At 67.3% G+C, this 21,286-nt stretch carries 22 protein-coding genes, 2 tRNA genes and 1 pseudogene; 13 read left to right on the plus strand and 12 right to left on the minus strand.

Annotated features, from left to right (window positions below):
- Positions 1-517 precede the first annotated feature (517 nt).
- The 5 genes from AB0E63_RS43070 to AB0E63_RS43090 all read left to right on the plus strand — a co-directional run bounded on the left by AB0E63_RS43070 (position 518) and on the right by AB0E63_RS43090 (position 4,813).
- Positions 518-850, plus strand: a complete 333-nt coding sequence (locus tag AB0E63_RS43070) for an Lsr2 family protein (protein WP_360379673.1) — start codon at positions 518-520, stop codon at positions 848-850.
- Positions 851-1,731: 881 nt separating this feature from the next.
- Positions 1,732-2,763, plus strand: coding sequence for an NYN domain-containing protein (locus AB0E63_RS43075; protein WP_360379676.1), 1,032 nt, complete (start codon positions 1,732-1,734; stop codon positions 2,761-2,763).
- A gap of 318 nt (positions 2,764-3,081) precedes the next feature.
- On the plus strand, positions 3,082-3,471 hold the full coding sequence (locus AB0E63_RS43080; protein ID WP_360379679.1) for a hypothetical protein: 390 nt from the start codon (positions 3,082-3,084) through the stop codon (positions 3,469-3,471).
- On the plus strand, positions 3,440-3,694 hold the full coding sequence (locus AB0E63_RS43085; RefSeq protein WP_360379681.1) for an ANTAR domain-containing protein: 255 nt from the start codon (positions 3,440-3,442) through the stop codon (positions 3,692-3,694). Before AB0E63_RS43080 ends, AB0E63_RS43085 begins: the two co-directional genes overlap by 32 nt.
- Positions 3,695-4,351: 657 nt before the next feature.
- Positions 4,352-4,813: an SRPBCC family protein gene (locus AB0E63_RS43090; RefSeq protein WP_360379684.1), complete on the plus strand. Its 462-nt coding sequence runs from the start codon at positions 4,352-4,354 to the stop codon at positions 4,811-4,813.
- Between the two features lie 589 nt (positions 4,814-5,402).
- On the opposite strand, the gene AB0E63_RS43095 is transcribed toward AB0E63_RS43090, so the two are convergent.
- The 5 genes from AB0E63_RS43095 to AB0E63_RS43115 form a co-directional block, all read right to left on the minus strand.
- The gene (locus AB0E63_RS43095) at positions 5,403-6,431 is read right to left on the minus strand and encodes an NAD(P)-dependent alcohol dehydrogenase (protein ID WP_360379686.1); all 1,029 of its coding nucleotides are present in this window, start codon (positions 6,429-6,431) and stop codon (positions 5,403-5,405) included.
- A gap of 82 nt (positions 6,432-6,513) precedes the next feature.
- A complete protein-coding gene (locus AB0E63_RS43100) occupies positions 6,514-6,792 on the minus strand; it encodes a hypothetical protein (RefSeq protein WP_360379688.1) in 279 nt (92 codons plus the stop codon).
- Complete coding sequence (locus AB0E63_RS43105) at positions 6,789-9,983, minus strand: BTAD domain-containing putative transcriptional regulator (protein WP_360379690.1); 3,195 nt, start codon at positions 9,981-9,983, stop codon at positions 6,789-6,791. The genes AB0E63_RS43100 and AB0E63_RS43105 overlap by 4 nt, the downstream gene beginning before the upstream one ends.
- A gap of 56 nt (positions 9,984-10,039) precedes the next feature.
- Complete coding sequence (locus AB0E63_RS43110; protein WP_360379693.1) at positions 10,040-10,456, minus strand: hypothetical protein; 417 nt, start codon at positions 10,454-10,456, stop codon at positions 10,040-10,042.
- A 721-nt stretch (positions 10,457-11,177) separates the two neighbouring features.
- The gene (locus AB0E63_RS43115) at positions 11,178-11,312 is read right to left on the minus strand and encodes a hypothetical protein (RefSeq protein WP_360379695.1); all 135 of its coding nucleotides are present in this window, start codon (positions 11,310-11,312) and stop codon (positions 11,178-11,180) included.
- A 73-nt stretch (positions 11,313-11,385) separates the two neighbouring features.
- Between AB0E63_RS43115 and AB0E63_RS43120 the strand changes: the two genes are divergently transcribed.
- The 7 genes and pseudogenes from AB0E63_RS43120 to AB0E63_RS43150 all read left to right on the plus strand — a co-directional run bounded on the left by AB0E63_RS43120 (position 11,386) and on the right by AB0E63_RS43150 (position 17,274).
- On the plus strand, positions 11,386-11,931 hold the full coding sequence (locus tag AB0E63_RS43120) for an HNH endonuclease family protein (protein ID WP_360379697.1): 546 nt from the start codon (positions 11,386-11,388) through the stop codon (positions 11,929-11,931).
- A 260-nt stretch (positions 11,932-12,191) separates the two neighbouring features.
- Positions 12,192-12,386, plus strand: coding sequence for a hypothetical protein (locus AB0E63_RS43125; protein ID WP_360379699.1), 195 nt, complete (start codon positions 12,192-12,194; stop codon positions 12,384-12,386).
- 371 nt (positions 12,387-12,757) lie between these two features.
- Positions 12,758-15,067 carry a PQQ-dependent sugar dehydrogenase gene (locus AB0E63_RS43130; protein ID WP_360379702.1) on the plus strand — a complete coding sequence of 770 codons (2,310 nt, stop codon included), beginning with the start codon at positions 12,758-12,760 and terminating at the stop codon, positions 15,065-15,067.
- A gap of 175 nt (positions 15,068-15,242) precedes the next feature.
- Complete coding sequence (locus AB0E63_RS43135) at positions 15,243-15,596, plus strand: hypothetical protein (protein WP_360379705.1); 354 nt, start codon at positions 15,243-15,245, stop codon at positions 15,594-15,596.
- 49 nt (positions 15,597-15,645) lie between these two features.
- Positions 15,646-15,762: pseudogene (locus AB0E63_RS43140) on the plus strand (pentapeptide repeat-containing protein); the annotation flags it as partial.
- Positions 15,763-15,783: 21 nt separating this feature from the next.
- Positions 15,784-16,023 carry a pentapeptide repeat-containing protein gene (locus AB0E63_RS43145; RefSeq protein ID WP_360379708.1) on the plus strand — a complete coding sequence of 80 codons (240 nt, stop codon included), beginning with the start codon at positions 15,784-15,786 and terminating at the stop codon, positions 16,021-16,023.
- A gap of 90 nt (positions 16,024-16,113) precedes the next feature.
- Complete coding sequence (locus AB0E63_RS43150; protein ID WP_360379710.1) at positions 16,114-17,274, plus strand: hypothetical protein; 1,161 nt, start codon at positions 16,114-16,116, stop codon at positions 17,272-17,274.
- On the opposite strand, the gene AB0E63_RS43155 is transcribed toward AB0E63_RS43150, so the two are convergent.
- A tRNA-Ile gene (locus tag AB0E63_RS43155) sits at positions 17,272-17,345 on the minus strand. The two genes, AB0E63_RS43150 and AB0E63_RS43155, sit on opposite strands and share 3 nt — an antisense overlap.
- A 118-nt stretch (positions 17,346-17,463) precedes the next feature.
- Here AB0E63_RS43155 and AB0E63_RS43160 point away from each other — a divergent pair.
- Positions 17,464-17,601: a hypothetical protein gene (locus tag AB0E63_RS43160; RefSeq protein WP_360379713.1), complete on the plus strand. Its 138-nt coding sequence runs from the start codon at positions 17,464-17,466 to the stop codon at positions 17,599-17,601.
- Positions 17,602-17,681: 80 nt separating this feature from the next.
- Here the strand turns inward: AB0E63_RS43160 and AB0E63_RS43165 are convergent, their stop codons facing one another.
- The 6 genes from AB0E63_RS43165 to AB0E63_RS43190 all read right to left on the minus strand — a co-directional run bounded on the left by AB0E63_RS43165 (position 17,682) and on the right by AB0E63_RS43190 (position 21,282).
- The gene (locus AB0E63_RS43165; RefSeq protein WP_360379716.1) at positions 17,682-18,248 is read right to left on the minus strand and encodes a DUF4232 domain-containing protein; all 567 of its coding nucleotides are present in this window, start codon (positions 18,246-18,248) and stop codon (positions 17,682-17,684) included.
- 185 nt (positions 18,249-18,433) lie between these two features.
- Positions 18,434-18,506: transfer RNA gene (locus tag AB0E63_RS43170), tRNA-Asn, on the minus strand.
- Positions 18,507-18,611: 105 nt separating this feature from the next.
- Positions 18,612-19,151: a hypothetical protein gene (locus AB0E63_RS43175; protein WP_360379719.1), complete on the minus strand. Its 540-nt coding sequence runs from the start codon at positions 19,149-19,151 to the stop codon at positions 18,612-18,614.
- 335 nt (positions 19,152-19,486) lie between these two features.
- Entirely contained in the window at positions 19,487-20,371 is an 885-nt protein-coding gene (locus AB0E63_RS43180) for a sigma-70 family RNA polymerase sigma factor (RefSeq protein ID WP_360379721.1), read from the minus strand.
- Between the two features lie 93 nt (positions 20,372-20,464).
- Positions 20,465-20,971, minus strand: a complete 507-nt coding sequence (locus tag AB0E63_RS43185; protein ID WP_360379724.1) for an SRPBCC family protein — start codon at positions 20,969-20,971, stop codon at positions 20,465-20,467.
- Positions 20,968-21,282: a metalloregulator ArsR/SmtB family transcription factor gene (locus AB0E63_RS43190; RefSeq protein WP_360379727.1), complete on the minus strand. Its 315-nt coding sequence runs from the start codon at positions 21,280-21,282 to the stop codon at positions 20,968-20,970. The genes AB0E63_RS43185 and AB0E63_RS43190 overlap by 4 nt, the downstream gene beginning before the upstream one ends.
- Positions 21,283-21,286: the final 4 nt, after the last annotated feature.

The following is a 21,286-nucleotide window of genomic DNA, read 5'->3' on the forward strand; positions in this document are numbered from 1 at the left end:
AGCAAGTCCAGAATCTCAGGCAGGCAAGGCACTTCGCTGCATCTACGCCCCGTGTCGACGCACCTCGTCACTTCGCTACTGCAACGCCGGGGCTAGGCGTCGCTGGTGTCGCCAATGGTCCGTTTGGAGGTCTGCGACCTCCTGTAGCCGACTGCAGTTGCGTCATGAACCGTGTCACGACATCGCCGGCGTCAGCCATGGCTTGTTCGAGGGCGGGTGTCGACGGTGAACCTACCGCCGACCAAGGCGATCAAAGCTCGGGGAGCGTGTCGGCGGCGACGTCGCATCCAGCTCCAGTTCCAGGCCGCTAGGTCGGCCGTCTCGGTAGACAGCCGCGTTTCTCCGGCGGGTTGTCAGCTGCGCCGGCCGGTTGGAGTGCCGATCGCGAATCTCCAGTCATCCGCGTGCGGCCAACGTCAGAGGCCATCGGGCCGCCCGTTCCCGGCGGGTGGGCCGCATCCGTGGGGCGTAGTGAGCGATGCTATTCGTACCTGCATCTGCCGCTAGGAGGCGAGCCATGGTCCAACGAGTCGAGATCCTGCTGACGGATGACCTCGACGGCAGCGAGATCCCTACCGGCAAAGGTGAGACCGTGCCCTTCGCGCTCGACGGCACGTCGTACGAGATCGACCTCCGTACCAGGCACGCGGCCGCCTTGCGCGCGGCACTTCGTCCCTATGTCGAGGCTGGCAGGGCGGTTAAGAACAGGCGCGGCAGGCGGGTCACTCGAACCGCAGTTGGTGCGGACGCTCGCACCGTCAAGGAATGGGCTCGCGCGAACGGGTACGAGGTCAATGACCGCGGACGAGTCCCAGCTCACATACGGGACGCCTTCCACGCTGCCAACTAGCTGAAGATGGCCGGCCACAGGCAGAGGTCGGCGTCTGACTTGGTACCGGCCCGCGCAACCTTGCGTAGGCGATGTGACGACCTGTCAGGAATCCTCAGGAAGTTCTTCGATCTGACTCATGCGGTGGGCGGGAGGGCTCCCTAGCATCAGAAGGGATACATCGCCACATAGTCAATTGGGGGCCAGGCGATGACGAACGATGCGCAGATTCGCCATCCGGTAAGGCTGGCTGGGAATCGCCGCCGCATCACGCGTGCCGGCGGGCGCCTTGAGCGCTGGCAGACGATTCTGGTCGCCCTCATCGGCTCATGCGCGACTATCGCAGTTGCTGTCATCGGCTTAGCTGCTACGACAGCGGACGGCGCATCCCAACCGAGCAGACACTGGATTACTGTGGACACGGTCTCGTTCTCCCGATATGGCGCAGCCTGGCAGATAGATGTGCGCGGGACGTACAAACCCACCCGAGCGGACGGCTATTTGTTCGCCATCGCGATACTCCGAATGTCCGGAGCTACTACTCAATGGTTCGTCTCCGAGCCCATCGAACCAGACCAGGACGGACGCTGGGTCGCTCAGATTCTTCTCGAAGCTCCTCGCCAATCCGTAACCGTGATGGCACTTCTCCCCAGCAGTGACTGCGCGCCCGGCGACGTTTGCGGTCCAAGCTCTGAAGCTATCCGGCAGGCCCTGGAGAATTGACGCTAGGCGATGATGAAGCAGAACGCTAGCCACAGAACGACGCCACCGGTGCGCCTTGTTCCGGCGCCGTGGTCGGTACTGGCGTGATTGCCCCCGACAGAACACAAGGCAGCGGTCGACCGGATCCCTGCCGGCGTAGACCTCGGCTCGGTCCTGGAGGCGAGCGGTGGGTCGGTGGGATGGAGGCTTGTCCGCGTTCTTGGGCAGAATGGCGTGGGGAGCACATCCCATCGAGAGAGGGAATCATGGCCGAACCTGGCGTGACCCGCGTGGCCGTTTACATCGACTTCGACAATATTGTGATCTCGCGCTACGACCAGGTGCATGGTCGTAGCCAGTTCCAGCGTGACAAGGTGCGGGGGTTCGACCGGGCGGAGATGTCGGCCGAGTCCGACATCGCAGACAAGCTCAGGCGCGCGACGGTCGACATCGGCGCAGTCATCGACTTCGCCTCGTCGTTCGGCACGCTGGTCCTCACGCGCGCCTACGCGGACTGGTCAGACCCGGTCAACGCCGAGTACCGCGGGCAACTGGTCAGTCGCGCGGTGGACCTGGTGCAACTGTTTCCCGCCGCGGCCTACGCCAAGAACGGTGCCGACATCAGACTGGCCGTAGACGCGGTAGAAGACATGTTCCGCCTCCCGGACCTGACCCATGTGGTGATCGTGGCCGGAGACTCCGACTACATCGCGTTGGCCCAACGCTGTCGACGCCTTGGCCGTTACGTCGTGGGCGTGGGGGTGGCCGGATCGACCAGCAGATCGCTCGCCGCAGCCTGCGACGAGCTCGTGACGTACGACGCGTTGCCCGGTGTCGCACCCATCGACACCTCGCAGTCGGCGACCGAACGACCGGCAACCCCCAAGGTCGAAACCGACGGGACCTCCTCCCACTCCGGCTCGCGACGTACCACGCGCCCGGGCGCCGCGGTGCCCAACGAGCCCGATCCCGACTCCGAAGATCCCCAGCAGCTGGCGACGAGCCTCCTCGAACGGGCGCTGCGCCTGGGACAAGAGAAAGACGACGCGGACTGGCTGCACAGCTCCGCGGTGAAGAGTCAGATGAAGCGCATGGACCCGTCCTTCAGCGAGAGGGCGCTCGGCTACCGATCGTTCTCGGACTTCGTAAGGTCACGGGAAGCCGTCGCCGAACTCGACGAGACAACCTCCGCTCAGCTCGTACGGCTCAATCCGACGCTGGCCGCACGGTAGCGGCTGACGCAGACCGGACCCAACGATCTAGGCCAGCGACGCCTCGCCGCCCCTTGATGTCACCTGCATCGTATGGTTCCGGTCTGGGCTGGTCAGGCCTCCGCACATGGTGACGTGGGTTTGGGGGCTGGGTCTTGTGACTTCTTCTTATCGTCGCGTCTTCTTATCGTGGCGTCGCGGCACGGGCGGCAGCCCATCAGAGCGCTTGGCGGCGCGAGTGTGGCCGGGGGCATGACAGGGACTCGCTGGCCCTGGCCAACTCGTTCTGGAGTTGACTGCGCCGCTGACCTTGCCGCCGTCGAGGCCGGCGTACTGGATATGGCGATCTGTGTGGTCCCTTGTGGGTTCGCTGGACTGACCGCGGCCAGAATCGACGGTGCCCTGGCGGCGGCATCTGATCCGGTCGTCGCGGAGGCCGATCGGCTGCAGGGCGAGTACGGCGAGGGCCCGCGGTGGCTGCCGGCTGGTGTCGACGCCGTCGTCTGTGTCGTTGATACCGCCGCGGACGTTCGGTGGCCGCAGCGGGGTCAGAAGGTCGCTGCTCTGGGTCTGCGGAGCATGCTCGGCGTGGAGTTGTCCGCGCGGAGTGCCGGGTTGAGGGCGTTGGTGCTCTACTCGCCCGAGCCTGGTTGGTTCGGTACCGGAGAGCAGCAGATGGCGGTCACGGTCGCCCGGAATGCGTCGGTTGCGATCGCGGCCCCGACGTGAGGAGTCGAGACTTCGTCAGGCCATGGAGTCTCAGAGCTTGGTCGGCACAGCGCAGGGGCTGCTGATGGAGCGTTTCGGTATCGATGCCGACCGGGCGTTCGCCATTCTGCGGCGCTACTCCCAAGACCAAAACATCAAACTGTCCGAGGTTGCGGCCTCACTACTACTCGGCAACCGCGACCATCCCTCACCGCTCCGCGATGCTGGCCAGATCCATCGATGACGGGTCTTGTCGGGGGATAGCGGCGAGCGGCGTCGACCGCCCTGGCCGGGCATGGCACCCTCCTGCCTTACCCGGCGAGGCGGCGCGTGGAAACCAGTCAAGGGGGGCGAGGGTAGGGAGCATCCCACCCGGCGCGTACGCCCGAGCCGTACAGCCGGGTGGCTCGGTGAACGCCGATCTACACGCGACCAGCAACTCTGAAATCCTGCGGATCGCGGGCCCAGGCCATGAGCACGCACATCAGGCGTTTGATGCTCGGTTTAGGAAACCGGACGCGTCCCGTCGAATGCACCCCTTCCGGCGTAAGGAGCTATCACCAGTTCGGGCGGTTTCGACTGCAGTTGAGTTGATTCGCCACCTGTTCGTCCTCACGGTGTTCCCACGCTGAACTGCAGCCATGACGATCCCATCGGGTCCGCTGGTGCCGTCCCGTTGGGCCGGTCGACCCACCTTCAGTCTGGGGGGACGACTCCCAGCAGCAGTTCGGCCACCGCTGCAGCTTGCTCGTGACGGGGCGCGCGATTGTCGGCGGCGCTTTGGTACGTCCACTGGTATTTCGCTCGCCGCGAGGCGGGGATTGCGCGGCTGGATCCGCGGGGTCGATGATGCGGACACGGACCTGGCCGAGAGCCCAGTTGGACATGTGGAGTGGTCCTCATGCCTGAACGTCACATCAGGGTGCAGCGTCGCATGGCGGCGTCCACCGACTCTGTGTGGGCTCTGTTCGCCGACTTCCCGAATCTCGCCAGTCATTGGAGTGGGCTCCGGGCAACGAAAGCCATCGGTGGGCAGACCAGCGGTGTGGGCGCTCGCCGGCGCGTTGAACTGAAGCCGATCGGCAGCATGGATGAAACCGTGACCATCTGGGAAGAGGGTCGCAGGATCGACACACAGAATCTGCCGATCACGTCGGTGCCGTTCAAGCACGCCGAGTCCACCCTCACGCTCGAGCCCGATGCTGACGGGACGCTGGCCACGTTCGACTACCGCTATGTACCTAGGGGTGGCCCACTCGGCCGATTCGTTGGCCCACTGATTGACAAGATGCTGACGGGGACGTTCACCGACATGCTGGCTGCCGCGGACGCGGCCGCCCGCTCGAATGGTAGCGAGCGCTGAACCGCCGAGCTTCGGAGCGCCCGATTCTGCGGCGATCCGCACCAACGGGTTTGCTAACAGGTCACCCGGGCACACCACTCGCCACGGATGAAAATGCCGACGCGCGAGGTCCCGTCCCATGGCGAGCGCGAGCTCTGCACCCGCCGAAACGCCGCACAGCGCGATCCCCTCGGCCGGCCGACGAGTGCTAGTGGCGGTCCCGCTCGCCGATGTCTTGGCATGGCAGCATCAGCACCCAGGGGCGCGGTGGCGATGTGGTCGCGGTGCTTACAGTAACGCGGCGCTGGCCGCCCTCCGGAGCACGCGTCTCTCGTCCGGATCCCAGGATCGCTCAACGAGACTTGTGAACACTTGGCGTAGCAGCTCGGGTTGGTTGCGCGTGGCAGCGCGTGACTCGGTGTCGCAGCATCGTGGGGCGGTCTGGATGACTCGCCGGTAATCGCGGAAGGGTCCCATCGAGGACACCTCCTATTCGTCTTCCCGGGGCTCGGCCGCAGTGTCGCCGCTGGCGACGGTATGCGGGAGAAACGCGGATCGGTGAGCGAACCCCGGGCACGTGTCGTCGTCCTGCGCCGTCTGACAGGGTCTCTCAGTTGGGGTTGAGGATGGCCCGGCCATGGATCCGGCCGTGGCGGAGGTCATCGATGGCGTCATTGGCGGCTTCGAGCGGGTAGTGGCTGGTGTGGAGTGTGACTTGACCTTGACTGGCGAGGGCGACCAGGCCGGCCAGGTCGGTGTAGGTGCCGATGAGGTTGGCGGCGAGGGTGATTTCGCCGGGTACGAGCTGGATGGTCGGGAGGGTCACGGTGCCGCCGTAGCCCACCAGGTAGTACGTGCCGCCGGGGCGCAGCATCGCGACGGCGTCGCTGATCGTGTCGTCGTCTCCGACGAAGTCGAAGACCGCGTCGGCGCCTGCTCCGGTGAGGTCACGGACTTGCGCCGCCTGCTGCCCGTCCGCGTGGACCAGGTGGTCTGCTCCGCAGTCCAAGGCAAGTTTCAGCGCTTCCTCACTGGTGTCCACGGCGATGACCGAGGCCGCGGTCATGGCCTTGAGGCACTGGATGCCGATGTGGCCCAGACCACCGATGCCTACGGCGGCAGCGAATGATCCTGCTGCTAGATCAGGGATGGCCTTCTTGACCGCGTGGTAGGCGGTCAGGCCGGCGTCGGCCAGCGCGGCAACTTCCGCGGGCTCGGTGGTGGTGACGAGCTTGACGATGGCTCGCCTGCGAGTCTTGAACAGTTCGGCCATTCCGCCGGCGCACATCAGGCCCGGTATGTTGGGTCCCCGCGCGCATCGCATGTCGTCGCCGGACCGGCAGGGGCCGCATACGCCGCAGGTGAGGTTCGGGTGGCAGATCACGGGGTCGCCGACGGCCAGGTCCTCGACGGCCGGCCCGACTGCGTGGACCCAGCCGGCGTTCTCGTGGCCGAGGACGAGGGGCAAGTCGGCTGGGATGGCGTCGGCGAACCAGCCGTCGATGATGTGCAGGTCGGTGCGGCACAGCCCGGCGCCGCCGATCCTGACGACGACGTCGTCCGGCCCCGATGCTTCGGGCTCCGGTATGTCGTCTACTAGCGGTGACTGCCCGTATGCGTGGACTCTGATCGCCTTCATGGGTCTCTCCCTTCGCCTGGGACCGAGCATGCGCCCAGGTGGTCGCGTCACGGTCGCGTCCCGGTCGCGCCCCTTGCGAGTGTCAGGGCAGGAGCGTGGCGAGTTGTTCGGCTCGGCGCAGCCATCCGGTCATGCCGATCCGCTGGAACTGGCCGATGGCCGCGTTCAGGTATGGACGCGCCTGTCGGTGACGTTCCGCGCGGGTGAGCATCAGCGCCTGGTCGAAGTCGGCGATCGCCCGAAGCGGCCGTGCCTCCTGCTCCTCCAGGACCAGGCGCGCCTGTGCGAACCAGTGGCCTGCTTCGTCTAGGCGGTCGTCCAGGGCGCACAGGCGGGCAAGCGACAGCCGCAGATCCATCATGGGGAATCGGAAGTCGGCGGGGAGCGCATGAGTCGCAGGGCAGTCTCGACCGGCTGTAGGTGATCACGGCGGCCGAGTACCCACAGAGTCTCGGCGGTGTCCGATGCCGTCCGGGTGTAGTTCAGCGCCCAGGCAGGCGCCCGGCTCAGCGCCCGGACGGGCAGCGCCAGCATCGCCATGGCCCGTTCGGCCTGGCCGCGATGGGCAGCGGTCCTGGCGCAGCCGGCGTGCATCGGGGCCCGGGCCCACCGCAGCACCGGATCGTCCGCGTCGGCGAGCTCGTCGAAGACCGTCTGCATCCCCTCCCAGTCTTCGTACGCGGCTAGGGCTAACGCGTCGCGGCTGCCTTCGACATGGATCCGTTCCCAGCTCCATCCCCGGCCGGGGATGCGGTCGGCCAGCGCGCGTGCCTCGGCCAGGGCTGCCCGGGCGGCGCTGAGGTCGCCCAGGGCCGCGAGCGCGCGGGCGATGCTCGCCCGACAGTGGACTTCCCGGGCCAGTTCTCCGTGCGCCCGGGCCTGCGCCGCCGCTTCCTCGAACACCGGGAGCGCGGGCCGCAGCGCGCCGAGCAGGTAGAGAAGGACCGTCGGATCCTGAGCCGCCGCCGCGGGCACGCTGTCGCGCCGTTGGTAGATGGCCGCGACCGCGTACCGGGCAAGATCGACGCTGGACGTGACCGGTTGGGCCGACCGGTACAAGACAGCCAGCGCCTGCCGCCGCCGGGACTCGTCCAAGGGGAGGCCGAGATGATCGGGGTCGGCCGCCTCCTTGCGGTCCAGGGCTAGCAGGGTGAGCGCTGCCCACGCCTCGTCTCGCGAGGCGCCGGCGTAGGCCAAGCCGGCCGGCGCCAGTTGCCAGGCGTGGGCGCTGCTGCCTGCCGCACCCAGTGCCGTGGTGACCTGCGCCAGATAGCTCGCAGCAGCGTGAGCGCCTTCGCCTTGCGCAATCCGCTGCGCTGCGTCGCGGGCGACCTTTATTGCCTCGTCGAAGTGCAGCGCCCACGCGAGCGCCAGCCCGAGCCGGCTGCGGGCCGTGGTGAGCCGCGCGTCGTCGGGTCCGGCCAGATCGGCGGCCGTGGTGAGGAAGGCGACCGCCGCCTCGTGCGCGCCTGCGGATTGCGCCAGGTCAGCCGCCTCGATCGCCGCCGCAACTCCGGCCTCAGCGCCCGGCAATGCCGTGCTGCGCGCGTACTGGGCGACAATCTCGGCCGGTTCGGTACACCCAGGAACCCGGGCTCGGGCCGCCTCCAGACCGTGCGCGAGACGCTGGTGGAGCCGCGCCTGCCGGGAAGGGTTGAGGCTCTCATAGACCGCGTGGCGGACGAGCGCGTGCCCGAACTCGTAGCGCTCCGGGGCGGCGGCGGGCCGGACCATTCCCGCGGAGAGCAGCTCATCCAGAGCCGGCATCGCGGCGGCGTCATCGAGGTCTGCGGCCGCCGCGGCCACCGGGAAAAGGAACGGTCCGGCAAATGCCGATGCGCAGTCCAGCAGCTTGTTCGCCGCCGCCGAAACACGCGCGCGACGGCGGGCCAGGACCTGCCGTGCCCCTTCCGGAACGGCGGTCAGCGGCAGGCTGGTCTCTAGCTCACCGAAGCTGTCCTCACGCAGTGCCCGCTCCTCGGCGAGATGGCGGATCACCTGCTTGGCGAAGAACGGGTTGCCTGCGGTGTGCGCTCCGATGGCGGTGATCAGTGACGGCGATACCGGAGCCCCTGCCTCAGCGGCCAGCAGGCGCCCGACTGCCTCGGCGTCCAGTGCCTCGAGCCGGATAGTGGTGCATTCGGTCTCGGCCTGCATCGCGCCCAGCATGTCGCCAAGCGGCCCCTCGCCGACCGTCTCGGTGGTGCGGTACGCACCGGCGATCAAGAGCCGGTGCTGTCCGCAGCTTCGAGCTACATGACGCAGCATCATCGCAGTACCCGCATCGGCCCAGTGCAGGTCATCCAAGACGAGCAGCACCGTCGCCCGCCCGGACAAAGCCGTCAAGAACTGCGCCGCCGCGTCCAAGAGCCGGAATCGTTCCTCATCCGGCTGCAGCGCAGTGGGCGGACCGATATCTGGCAGCAGTTGAGCCAGCTGCGGCGCGATGCGGACCAGCGCGCCACCTGCCATGCCGAGGTCAGCCCGCAGCCGCTCAGGGCCAGTCGTGTTGCCGTACCCCGCAATAGCCTCGGCGAACGGATGGAAGGGTGGAACCCACGCGCCCTCGACACAGCGACCGATAAGAACAATGGCTGAGCTAGCCCTGGCCTGCTCGGCGAGCTGCCGCAGCGCGTGGGACTTGCCGATCCCTGGCTCGCCCGCCAACAGGGCCACACCGCCCTGCCCCGCGGCCGCCTTATCCAGGCAGGCCAGCAGACGAGACATTTCGTGCGCGCGGCCGAAGTACCCTGCTGGGCCGGGCCCATCGCGCTGCTGAGGGTGCCAGGCAAGCTCGGAGGAATGCCGCAGGATCGCCTGATGCAGTCGGTGCAATTCAGGACCCGGAACAACCCCCAGGTCCTCATCAAGGACCCGCCGCAGCCGGCGGAACGCGTCCAGGGCCTCGGCCTGCCGTCCGTCACGGTAGAGCGCGACCATCAGCTGGCCCGACCGCCGCTCGCGCAGCGGGCCCTGGGCCACCAGGGCCTCAAGCCCAGCAACGGCCTCATGGTGGCGGCCTAGCGCAAGCTCTGCATCGAACAGATCCTCAAGCGCCGCCTCGTGCAACTCCTCCAGCCGCGACGCTTCCGCCGCCGCGAACGAACGGTCAGCGAATTCTTGCAACGCCGGACCCCGCCACAGGCCCACCGCCCGCCTCAACAGCCGCGCAGCCGTAGCCGGATCGCCGCCGGCCAGCTCCCCACGGCCCTCACCGATCAGGCTCTCCGCAAGCTTCGCATCGACCATCGCAGGCGAAGTCCGCAAGCAATACCCAGCCGGCTGAGTGACGACGCTCAAGCCTGCCACCCCAGCCGTCGCATGGCGAAGGTGGAGCACATAGTTCTGCAGCGTCTTCCCCGCAGTCCGAGGCGGATCATCGCCCCACAGCGCATCCACCAGGGCCGCAGTGCTGACCGCCTCCCCAGAATGCACCGCCAGGACCGCCAGCAGGCACCGCTCCATCGCCCCGCCGAGCTGAACCGGCCCATCACCCGCCAACTCGACAGGGCCGAGGATCCCGATCCGCCACCGGACCCCCTGCCCGTCCATCCTTCCAGTGTGACGTGGGACTGAAGCTCCGGTACAGGGCAGCTAACTGTCCCCGCTCACCGAGCCGTTGACCCACCAAGGACCTCCGCGGGAGCGGATTGAGCAGGCCGCAACATCGGCAACCAAGACGCCGCCCAGATCGCTCCCTGCCGCACCGAGCCACCCCCGCCACCGCCTATCACGCCCACCCCAACACCGACCGGACCGGCGAGGTCCACCATCGCGTCCGCACCGACCGCGTCGACGACACCGGCGTTGTCACCCTGCGCGTCAACGGCCGGCTCCACCACATCGGCATCGGCCGAACCCACGCCCGAACCCACGTCCTCCTCCTCATCCACGACCTCGACATCAGAGTCGTCGACGCCGCCACCGGAGAACTCCAGCGCGAACTCGTCCTCGACCCCACCAAGGACTACCAACCCACCGGCCGACCCCCAGGACCAGCCGCAAACACCCCAAACGACCAACACCCGAACCCACGAATCGTAGGTTCGGGTGTTGCCTATGTCTTGAGACATCACATGGCGCCCCCGGCAGGACGCGAACCTGCGACCAACGGATTAGAAAGCCGCCGGACGCCCTCGACAGGAGCCGATTTGAGCCTCGGAAGCCACTTAAAGTTCGCGAACGAGGACGTCCCCTGTAGGGGGCGAGGATGTGATCAAGGTCACTGATCCAGCTGGCGCGTTGCATTGCGCGCGGGGTTCTGACAATCGGATTTGAGATGGGATGTAACGCGCCTCATCACGCTATGTGTCCAACGACGTCCGCTGGGTCATGAGGACCGATTGTTCCTGTGGGATGGTCCTTACTGGTCACCGACCTGGAGTCTGGGTCATCGAACGGGTCGGTGTCAGATGAGTGCGTGCCGGGACTCGACTCCACAGCCGAGGGATTATGAGAGCCACGCCACTTTGCCACACCGGTCAACTTCAGACGCCCGGAGTTCGAGTGGCGGCACCTCTACTTGCCTCAATCCACTCTGTTCGACGCAATTTCATGTCACGCGCGGCGGGTGCAGGCAGGGGAGCTCGTTCACCTCGACGAGCGGTGTTGCTCGAACGGGCTTGCATCGCCTGTGATCCGCCATGAGATCCGCGACGCGTGTCCGCCAACTGATGTGCGACAGGCTGGAAGCCTGGGCTCTACGTGTGTAGAGCGCAGCGCGGAGCAGCCGATGAGCGGATGCCTTTACGTCAGCCCGAGAGCGTCCTCGAGGTCGGATACACGCAGGTCTTCGAGGGTGTCGAGGTCGTAGGGACGAGCATCCCCATGTTTGGGGGTGCCCCACTCCATCTCCGCCTCGCCCGAGACCCAGACCGTCAACTGCCCGGCGACCTCGTCCGTGCTCAGGATGAGCCGGGCCGCTGGCTTATCCGTTAGCGGGCGCGCCTTCAGGGTGCGGCCCCAGACTGTTGCCCGGCCCGACGTGCCGGGCTACAAGCGAGGCCAGTTCGGGCAGACCTGGACCGACGATCAGGCAGGCCGTGGTGGCCACAACGGCTGCGACACGCGCAACGACGTACTCGCGGCCCAGTTGACCGCGGTGCTGTACCGCGGTCGCTCCAGATGCGTCGTCATCGCCGGCACCCTTCTCGCCGACCCCTACACCGGTCGCCGGATAGAGTTCCGCAAGGCTGCAGCGGCCAAGGTGCAGATCGACCACCTGTACCCGCTGGCCCGGGCGTCGGACATGGGCGCGGCCCATCGGCCCCTGCAGCGACGCGTCGAGTTCGCCAACGACGAGGCAGCGAACCTGCTGGCCGTCGACGGACCAGCGAACGCCTCGAAGAACGATGCCGGGCCTGGCGAGTGGCTGCCGATCAACCGCGGCTATCGGTGCACGTATGTCCTGCGGTACCTCCAGGTCGCCCGCAAATACACGCTGCCAATCACCGCGGCCGACCGCGATACCGCCCAGGCGATCACGCGATCCTGCCCTTAGGAAGCCGAGCTCGCTCGCCGGGCAGGCACACAGGCCGACAACCAGACTCGACCAGCCGGTGCGCCTGGTGCTATCGGCCGGCTCGCACCCCCGGTCCAGCATCTTGCCGCCGGCAACAATCAGATCAGCCCGGACTCTGGTGCCCCCGGGAGACATTCGTTCGTACTCGTAGGTTTCCGCGCCGTGCGGAGGCCGATTGTTCGTCCGCGCGCCCTGCACCCTGCGCTCTCGTCTGTGGTCCGGGGCGTCTGGCGAGGCACTTGCGGAGGACCGGATGGTGCGGACCGGTCCTCGGGCTGGCCGTCCTGGCCCTGCCGGAGCCGATCGCCGAGCGCCTCAAGACAGAGCAAGGGGTGATCGCGGAACACTACGACGCGGTGAGCGTGCCCTTCGCCGACATCGTGAAGCTGCTGGACCAGGTGTTCTCCGCGTTCGACCGGTGGTGGCCGGCGTGATCGGCCCGGAGTTCGCCCTACGTCCACGCGGCACCATCGAGGTCAAGGGAAAGGGCCCTGCTGCAGACCTCCCTCCTCGACCGCCCCCGGCCCCCCCAACGCCGCAGCGTTCACGAAGCTGGGGCGGCAGTTGAAGCTGTGGTGGGCGACCTGGAGAACGGGCGCCGGCGGGTGACGATGGCGGACATGATCAAGCTCTGCCGGGTCCTCGGTCCGCCGTTGCTGTTGTGCCTGCGAGCGGCGTTAGCCGTCGTCCGATAGCGACCGGTTGGATGCTCAGAGCAACCTCTCGACGCGTGCGCGGATTCGGCGCATTGTGGAGGGAGCAGGCGCGCGGAGGGGTCTGGGCGCCCGGGGAAGTGGGGGACGACATGTTCCGTCTCAGCAACGCCGCGCGCGGACGCGGCCGGATCAGCTTGGCCGCGGCGATGCTGCTGATCGCCGCAGTGCTATCACAGGTCGGACCAGGGCCCGCCGGGGCGGCGACGTTGCCCACCGGATTTCGCGACACCGTCGTACTGAGCGGGTTGACCAACCCGACGGTGCTGCAGTTCGCGCCGGACGGGCGGATCTTCGTCGGCCAGAAGAACGGCGTGATCAAGGTCTTCCAGAGCCTCACGGACACGAGTCCGATCACCGTCGCCAACCTGTCGACGCAGGTCGACGACTATTGGGACCGCGGTTTGCTCGGCCTCGCTGTCCCGCCCAACTTCCCCACCAATCCGTACCTTTACGTGCTCTACGCGTACGACGCGCCGATCGGCGGCACCGCACCGACCTGGAGCGACGCCTGCCCGACACCGCCCGGCCCGACCACCGACGGCTGCCTCGTGTCGGCTCGCCTCTCCCGGCTGCAGATCAGCGGCAACGTCATGACCGGCAGCGAGCAAGTGCTGATCAACGACTGGTGCCAGCAGTACCCCAGCCACTCGGTCGGTACGCTGCTGTTCGGCCGTGACGGGTACCTCTACGTCAGCGGCGGTGACGGCGCGAGCTTCAACAACGTCGACTACGGCCAGTACGGCTCGACGTACGCCGGCGACAAGGCCAACCCGTGTGGCGATCCGCCAGGCGCGGCCGGCACCGCCCTCGCCCCGCCTGGCGCGGAGGGTGGCGCGCTGCGCAGCCAGAGCGTACGCCGTACCGACGGACCGGCGACCCTCGACGGTGCGGTCCTGCGCATCGACCCCATCACCGGCGCCGGTGTGGCCGGCAACCCGTTCTTCTCCTCGCCCGACCCGAACGCGCGGCGGATCGTGGCGTACGGATTGCGCAACCCGTTCCGGATCACCCAACGGCCGGGCACCGACGAACTCTGGGTCGGCGACGTCGGGTGGAACACCTGGGAAGAGATCAACCGGGTGGTTTCACCGACGACGGCGACGAACCTCGGCTGGCCGTGCTACGAAGGATCGTCGCTCCAGGGTGGATACCAGGGCGCCGGCCTCAGCCAGTGCTCGTCGCTGTACTCGACCCCTGGCTCGGTGGTTTCGCCGTACTACGCCTACAACCACAACGCCTGCGTGGTGAGCTACAGCGGCTGCCGTACTGGCGGCTCGTCGATCACCGGGATCGCTTTCTACCAGAGCGGTTCGTACCCGTCGCAGTACAACGGCGCGCTGTTCTTCGCCGACCACACCCGTGACGAGATCTGGGCGATGCTGCCGGGGACGAACGGGCTACCGGATCCCGCGCGGCTGCAGTCGTTCGTCGGCGTCGACTCGACCGGAGGGGCGGCGGGGCATCCCGTCGATCTGAAGATCGGACCCGGCGGGGACCTGTTCTACGTCGACATGGAGGGCGGCTCGATCCACCGCATCACCTACACGGCTGCCAACCAGCCGCCCACCGCGGCGTTCACAGCGAATCCGTCGAGCGGGCCGGTCCCGCTGACGGTCAGCTTCAACGGAACCACCTCGTCCGACCCCGAGGGTAGGCCACTCACCTACTCGTGGGACCTCAACGGCGACGGTACGTACGGCGATGCGACCGGCGCGACCACGTCGTACACCTACACCACAGCGGGGACTTACCACCCGAGCCTGCGCGTGGCTGACGACCAGGGCGCGAGCGACACCACCTCCGCGACCATCACGGCTGGCAACACCGCGCCGACCGCGATCATCGACACGCCCGCGTCGTCGCTCGTGTGGAAGGTCGGGGACACCATCCCATTCTCAGGCCACGCGACCGACGCACAGGACGGGACCTTGCCGTCGTCCGCGCTGAACTGGTCGCTGATCATGCACCATTGCTTCACGCCGACCGACTGCCACACGCACATGCTGCAGACCTTCAACAGTGTCTCGAGCGGCTCGTTCACCACTCCTGACCACGCCTACCCGTGCTGGCTCGAGTTGGTCCTGACCGCGACCGACTCCGGTGGCCTGGCCTCGACGACCAGCGTGCGGTTGGACCCGAGGACCGTCGTACTCACCTTCAGGACCAACCCCGGTGGCCTGAACCTGACGAACATGGTCGTCAACGAGGCGCCTCGCGCGACCCCGTTCTCCGTCACGGTCGTGGTGGGTTCGGCGAACTCGGTCAGCGCTCCGTCACCACAGGTCTTCAACAAGTCGACGTACAACTTCGTCTCCTGGTCCGACGGCGGACCGCAGAGCCACACGATCACGGCACCGTCGGCGAACACGACGTACACCGCCACCTACCGGAAGCGTTGAGGCCTCGGCTGGAGGGCGGATCGGATCAGCAGGGAGGCATCGCACCCATTTCGTTGCCTGCGGCCCGTTCCGTGCGGCCTCGTGACGTGTTCGGTTGTGGTCGTTTCCGGAACGGCCGAGCAGGTACAAGATAGACCCGACGATCCCACCGAGTACGTGCCCGGGAGGATGGCGAGTGGCTCAGCCGACCGACGTTTCCTGGACGACGTGCGAGGAAGCCGGCTGCATCGGCATCCGGCTTGCTGAAGGACGGATGTGCCTCGCCCACGCCAATCCTGAGATGCAGGCCGAGGCGCTCCTTCTCGTGAGGGAGACGGGCACGATCGACGTCCGCGGAGTACCCATCACGAGAGAACTCCTCAAGCAGGTCCTAGACGCTTGCCCGCGCGGCTCGGATGGGCAAGCGGTAGTCCACGCCCGCTTCGGCTACGCGACCTTCACCGGCGACGCCTCCTTCGGCGAGGCGATCTTCGAGGCGACCAGCACCGACTACGTCCCCGACTTCGGCGAGGGGACCGGCAGCAGCTAGCTATGTCATCGACTTCACCAACGCGACCTTCACCGGCGACGCCAACTTCATCGAGGCGACCTTCACGGGCGACGCCGACTTCGGCCACGCGACCTTCACGGGCGACGCCCGCTTCGGCAACGCGACCTTCGCCGGCGACGGCCGCTTCGGCGGGGCGACCTTCACCGGCAACGCCTCCTTCAGCGGAGTGACCAGTACCGGCGACGCCGACTTCGGCGGGGTGACCTTCACCGGCTACGCCCACTTTGTCGAGGCGACCTTCACCGGCGACGCCTATTTCCGCGAGGCGATCTTCACCGGCAACGCTGTCTTTCGCGCAAAGTTCGGCGGAGCCTACTTCAGCGGCGCCACCTTCGAGCAAGCACGCGAACTGGGCCCGTTGCTGGCTTACACCGGGTTGGTGTTGGACGACGTGCAGTTCAAGTAGCCGGTTCAGATCGAAGCCAGCTCGGCACGGCTGCTCTGCCGACGAGTTCGGTTCCCTGCCGGCGTCCAGTTCCGGTTGCGCTGGGCACAGGTGACGTTGGACGACGCCGACTTCCCTGCACCATCACTCCTTGCGGGCGTCCCCCGCCTGGCCATCGAGTGGCTGGCTGCTGAGGAGGCGGAGATGGCCAAGGGATGGCAGCAGGAGTTGACCGGGGGAATCGCCGGGCAGCCGCAACTGCTGTCGTTGCAGCGGGCCAATGTGGCCGGCCTCGGGCTGATCAACGTCAGTGTGGCGGACTGCCGGTTCGCCGGTGCACACAACCTCGACAAGTTGCGCTTGGAAGCCGGCGTGGCCTTCGGCATAGCCCCAACTCGTCTGGTGCCGCCGAGTTGGGGTTCGCGGCAGGTAATTGCCGAAGAACGCGCCTGGAGGGCCGCTCGGTCTCGCCGTTGGACAGCTCCTCCGTGGCCTCCGTGGCTGGACGAGCAACAGCCCGACGAGCTGCAAGCGGGGAGCATCGCCGGGCTGTACCGCGCGCTGCGCAAGGGCCGTGAGGACACCAAAGATGAGCCTGGCGCCGCCGACTTCTACTACGGCAAGATGGAGATGCGACGGTGCGCCCGGCCCACGGAGGGCGGCAGCGATGGCCGGTCCACCGGGACCTCTCGGGGGCGCTTTGAACGCGGGGTGCTGACCGCCTACTGGCTGGTCTCCGGCTACGGCCTGCGCACATGGCGGGCCGTTGCCTGCCTAGCCGTCGTGATCGCAGTCCTCGCGATCGCGTTTCACCTGGCCGGCTTCGCGAAGCCGCCACAGCCAGTCTCGTACTGGACCAGCCTGCTGTACACGTTCCGCGCCACCCTCTCCCTTACCGACAACGAGGTCACACTGACTGCGTGGGGCAAGTTGCTGCAGGGCTTGCTGCGCCTCACGGGGCCTCGTGCTGCTCGGCTTGGCCCTGCTGGCCCTTCGCGGCCGAGTGAAGCGCTGAACGAATCTCTGTCCGCGGGCGTTCGCGATGTCCCTGGGGCCGAAAACGATCGTTTCTCTGCACCCGCTGCAGGAGCGTCGGGTAGCCCCAGCTGGTCGGCGAGCCCAGCCGGGGCCGCAAGCTTCAGATACGTCGACCACCACCCCACCGGGTCAGATCGCAGACGATCCACCCGAACAACCGAAGCAACACACATGCGCGGCCGGCAGCACGGCCTTCATGGCACGAACCATGGCATGAAGGCCGGTTGTGAGTAGGGCGGGCGGGACTCGAACCCGCGACCCAGGGATTATGAGTCCCCTGCTCTAACCAGCTGAGCTACCGCCCCGTGTCGGGTGATCGTATCTGGTGGGTGGGGGAAACCAGGGGCGGGTCAGGGGTTTGACTGAGGGGTGGGTGGGGCGGAGCGGGCATGATGGACGTAGGTCCGGACGAAGGGAAGATCGATGGGCTGGTTCATTTTCCTCGTGCTCGTGGTGGGTGCGATCGCGGCGTACAAGTATCGGGTGCCGTTGATCGCGAAGCTGACTGGGCAGCCGCAGCAGCGTATTCAGCGTGCCATCGATCGGAAGAAGGGTAAGTAGGCGCTCGGCCTTGAGATGGGGTCGCCGTCGTGCTGCTGGTTCATCCAGTACGACGGCTTGTCCGCGTGCGGTGCGGGGCGTCAGGGACGCTTCAGGCTCCAGGCGGTGAGGGCGATTTTGCCGGTGGTGCCGATGTCGGTGACTACTGGCCAGACTGTGGGCTTCTCATGCTTGGCGCGCGCAACGGAGAGGTAGGCGCCGTTTTGGTTGTCGCCGCCGATTTCTACGGTGCTGGACCAGGCGATGGCCGCCTGGGCGGACTCGCCTTTCCGTAGGCGGAGCTTGGTGGGACCGGGGTCGATGGCCATGTACGACGTGCCGTGGGTGACGGTCACCTTCATCGTCGTGCGTTTGCTGTCTAGGACGGTCACGTCGGGGTAGCCGGTGACGGTGATCGGCTCAGGGCGGCAGTTGGTGAGCCTGGCGATGACGGCCCGGTGGCCCACCGACGCGTCGAAGTCGCCGACTGAGATCGACACTCCGGAGGCGGGGCAGGTGGGTGGCGGCGGGGTGGGTGTTGGCCGAGGTGTGGGTGTTGCGTGCTGGGTCGGTGTGCGCTTGGGGATTCCGCCGGCCGCGGTCTCGGTGCCGCATCCACTCAGGACGAGCAGTACGGCGGTCAGTCCCGCCCAGCCCCGTCTCTTCACTCCCTGACCCCTTTCCCGGTCGCCGACTGGATGTGACGTGAAGAGTCCCTCGGGATTCTGGGGTGACGGTACGGGATTACGTGGTCTAGGCCAAATTGCTGAAGCGGTGCGTCGCCGGATGCGGGGGACACGAGAAAGGCCGGCTCCAGTGGAGCCGGCCTCTGAGTTGGTGCTTGTGTCTGCTGCTCCCGCGACTGGACTCGAACCAGTAACCTGCCGGTTAACAGCCGGCTGCTCTGCCAATTGAGCTACGCGGGATCGGTGGTGTTTCCTGCCCTCCAAACCCCGAGGACCTGAGTAGGTTAGCAGGCCAGGGGCGAACTACAAAAACGGGATTCGAGTGCCTGGATGCTGGCTTCCGGGTCAGATTCCGAACTCGTCGCGGACCTGTTTGAGGGCTGCTTCGGCGGCATCGAGTACGCCGGGCTGGTCGGGCTCCAATCCCTTGTCCAGAACGAAGTTCCAGGTGACCGCGGCGTCGGTGGTGGCGGGGTTGCGGCGGCCGACGATCCGGACGCCGCGCTTGCCGGCGAGGGGGACGTGGCGCTGGACGACGATGCTTGCGTCGACGCGCTCGCGGAGGAGCTGGCCGAAGCGGCCGGGGTCATCGACTTTGAGTTCTGTCGCGCGGAGCGGGGTGCCGAAGTCGGTGGTCTCGAAGACGGTGAGGACGGAGGCTTCCGAGTCCCAGCTGGCGCGTTCGATCTTCTCCCAGCCAACTCGGCGGACGGTGTTGGGGGAGTCGGTGGGGAGGTAGACGGCTGAGCGGGTGCCTGCTACCCAGTGGGCGTCGGTTAGTTCCACGGCGGCGAGGATGTGTTCGTTGCCGTGGGTGGTGTGTCTGGAGGCTGCGTTCACTGCCTCGGTCAGCTCGCGAGGCCAGGAAGTACGCCGGAGTTTCACGTCTTCATCATTCCAGTTGGTGCAAATCTGTATGGGGTGGGGGCTTGCTGCCGCGGGCGGGGTGGGTTGGTGCGGGTAGCTCCCGTTCGGTGCTTTGCAGGTTGGTGGTCGGGTGGGCGTTGGTGGCTAGGCAAAGCACCGAACGGGAGCAGTTGGAGGCTGAGGCAGTTGTGGGGTTGGGGGTGCCGGGCGAGGTGCTGCCCGAGGCTCGGTGTCGCCGGGGCGGGGTCGGGCCGGGGCGGGCTGTCGTCGGGCGCGCGAGGTTGGCCGGGTGCGAGCGGGTGCCGGGCGGGGAGGTACGTGAGTGTGGGTGGGGCATGAGAGGTCCGAATCGGTTAGGCGGCGTAGTCGCGGAGGTGGTGGTGGGGGCGGCGGCGTAGGAGGCGGAGGGCTTCTTTTTCCAGGGTTCGGACTTGGTCGGGGTGGAGGTTTAGGGCGGTGGCGGTTTCTTCGGGGGTGCTCGGGGTGTGGCCCTGGAGGCCGTAGCGGTGGTGGAGGACGGACTGGTGGAGGTCATCCAGGAATTGGAGGTGGTGGGCGATGTCGCGGCGGAGGGCGGCGCGGAGGACTATCGCGTCGTCGTCGATGACTGGCTCGGAGTCGTCCAGGTCCAGGGTCTCAGGGTGGATTCGCCAGGCTTGGGCGCGTTCGACGCGGGCCACGGTGAGGGCGCTCGCGGTGGCTAGGTCTGCGGTAGTTGGTTCGCGGCCCAGCGACTGGGTCAGGTCGTGGCGGAGGGACGCGATCCGGCAGGCGTCGGCGTACGCCTGGGCGGGCATCCGGACGAGCCGGGAGCGGTCCGAGATGGCGCGGCCGATCGATTGCCGGATCCACCAGATCGCGTACGTCGAGAACCGGTGACCGAGGCGGTGGTCGAAGCGCTCGACCGCCCGCATCAGGCCGATGTTGCCCTCCTGGATCAGATCCAGGAGCGAGATGCCCTTGCCGGTGTATCGCCGGGCCAGCGATACGACCAGTCGCAGGTTGCCCTCGATCATCCGTCGCCACGACTGCTTCCCGAGCGCGATCACTTGCCGCAGGTCGGCCGGATCGTGACGCCCCGGCTCGTCACTCAGCCGCTCGGCCGCCAGCAATCCCGCCTCGATCCAGTACGAGTGCTCGCTCACCTCCTCCAGAGTCAGTAGTTCGTGCCGCCCGATGTCGCGCAGATACGCCACCAGCGCAGTCACATCCGCCGGGTCGCAGTCCAGCTCAGCCATCCGTTCCCCTCTCTCCTGACAAAGAGAGTGCCGTGATTAGCCGATGGAGAACCCGGTGACTTTGAGTATGTGGATAACTACGTGCTGCAGCAGTCAGTTCCACGCCGGGTACGACGGCGCGACCTCGGCGTACCGGTCGGACCAGTTGGGGAGGTCGATGCCGGCGAGGTGGGCGTCGAGGCGGTCGAAGAAGGCGTGGGTGCCGGGGATGAAGCCGCGGGCGTTGGTGACGGACAGGCCGGTATGGGTGAAGGTGAGCAGCGTGCCCTCGCCGTCGGGGGTGAGTTCGTAGCGAACGACGCTGTCCTCGACGATCCGCTGGCGCCACTCGTGCTCGAGGACGTACGGCGGGTCCCAGACCAGGATCCGGCCGGTCAGTCGCTTGGCGTCAGGTGCGGCCGGTGGCTCGTCGGGCATCATCTCGATGCTGCCGCCGGTCCGGCCGTCGATGACGGTCTCGCCGAACCACGCCGTCCGTTCGAGCGGGTCGGTGAGCGCCGCCCACACGACCTCGATCGGATGGGGGAGGTGGCGCCGGAACGTCATGGTGGCGCGGTCGCCGTCGATGGTCAGGTCGCCGTAGCGGTCGGTCAGGCTCATTCGGTGGACTCCTTCTGGTCGAGGTGCTGCTCGAGGGCGTCGAGGTGCCGCGGCCAGTACTTGCGGTACCGGCTGATCCAGGTCTCGATCTCGAGCAACCGGTCCGCGCGCAGGGCGTAGATCCGCCGCTGGCCGTCCGGCCGAACCTCGACCAGGCCGACCTCGCGCAGGATCCGCAGATGCCGCGACACCGCCGGCTGGGTCAGCCGGTCGAGGTGCGCGACCAGCTCACCGGCCGGTCGATCCCGCTCGGCGAGGAGGTCCAGAACTTCCCGTCGGCTCGGCTCAGCGATCGCCTCGAACACATCCATGGCG

This window comes from Kribbella sp. NPDC026596, from assembly GCF_040638415.1.
Taxonomy (GTDB): domain Bacteria; phylum Actinomycetota; class Actinomycetes; order Propionibacteriales; family Kribbellaceae; genus Kribbella.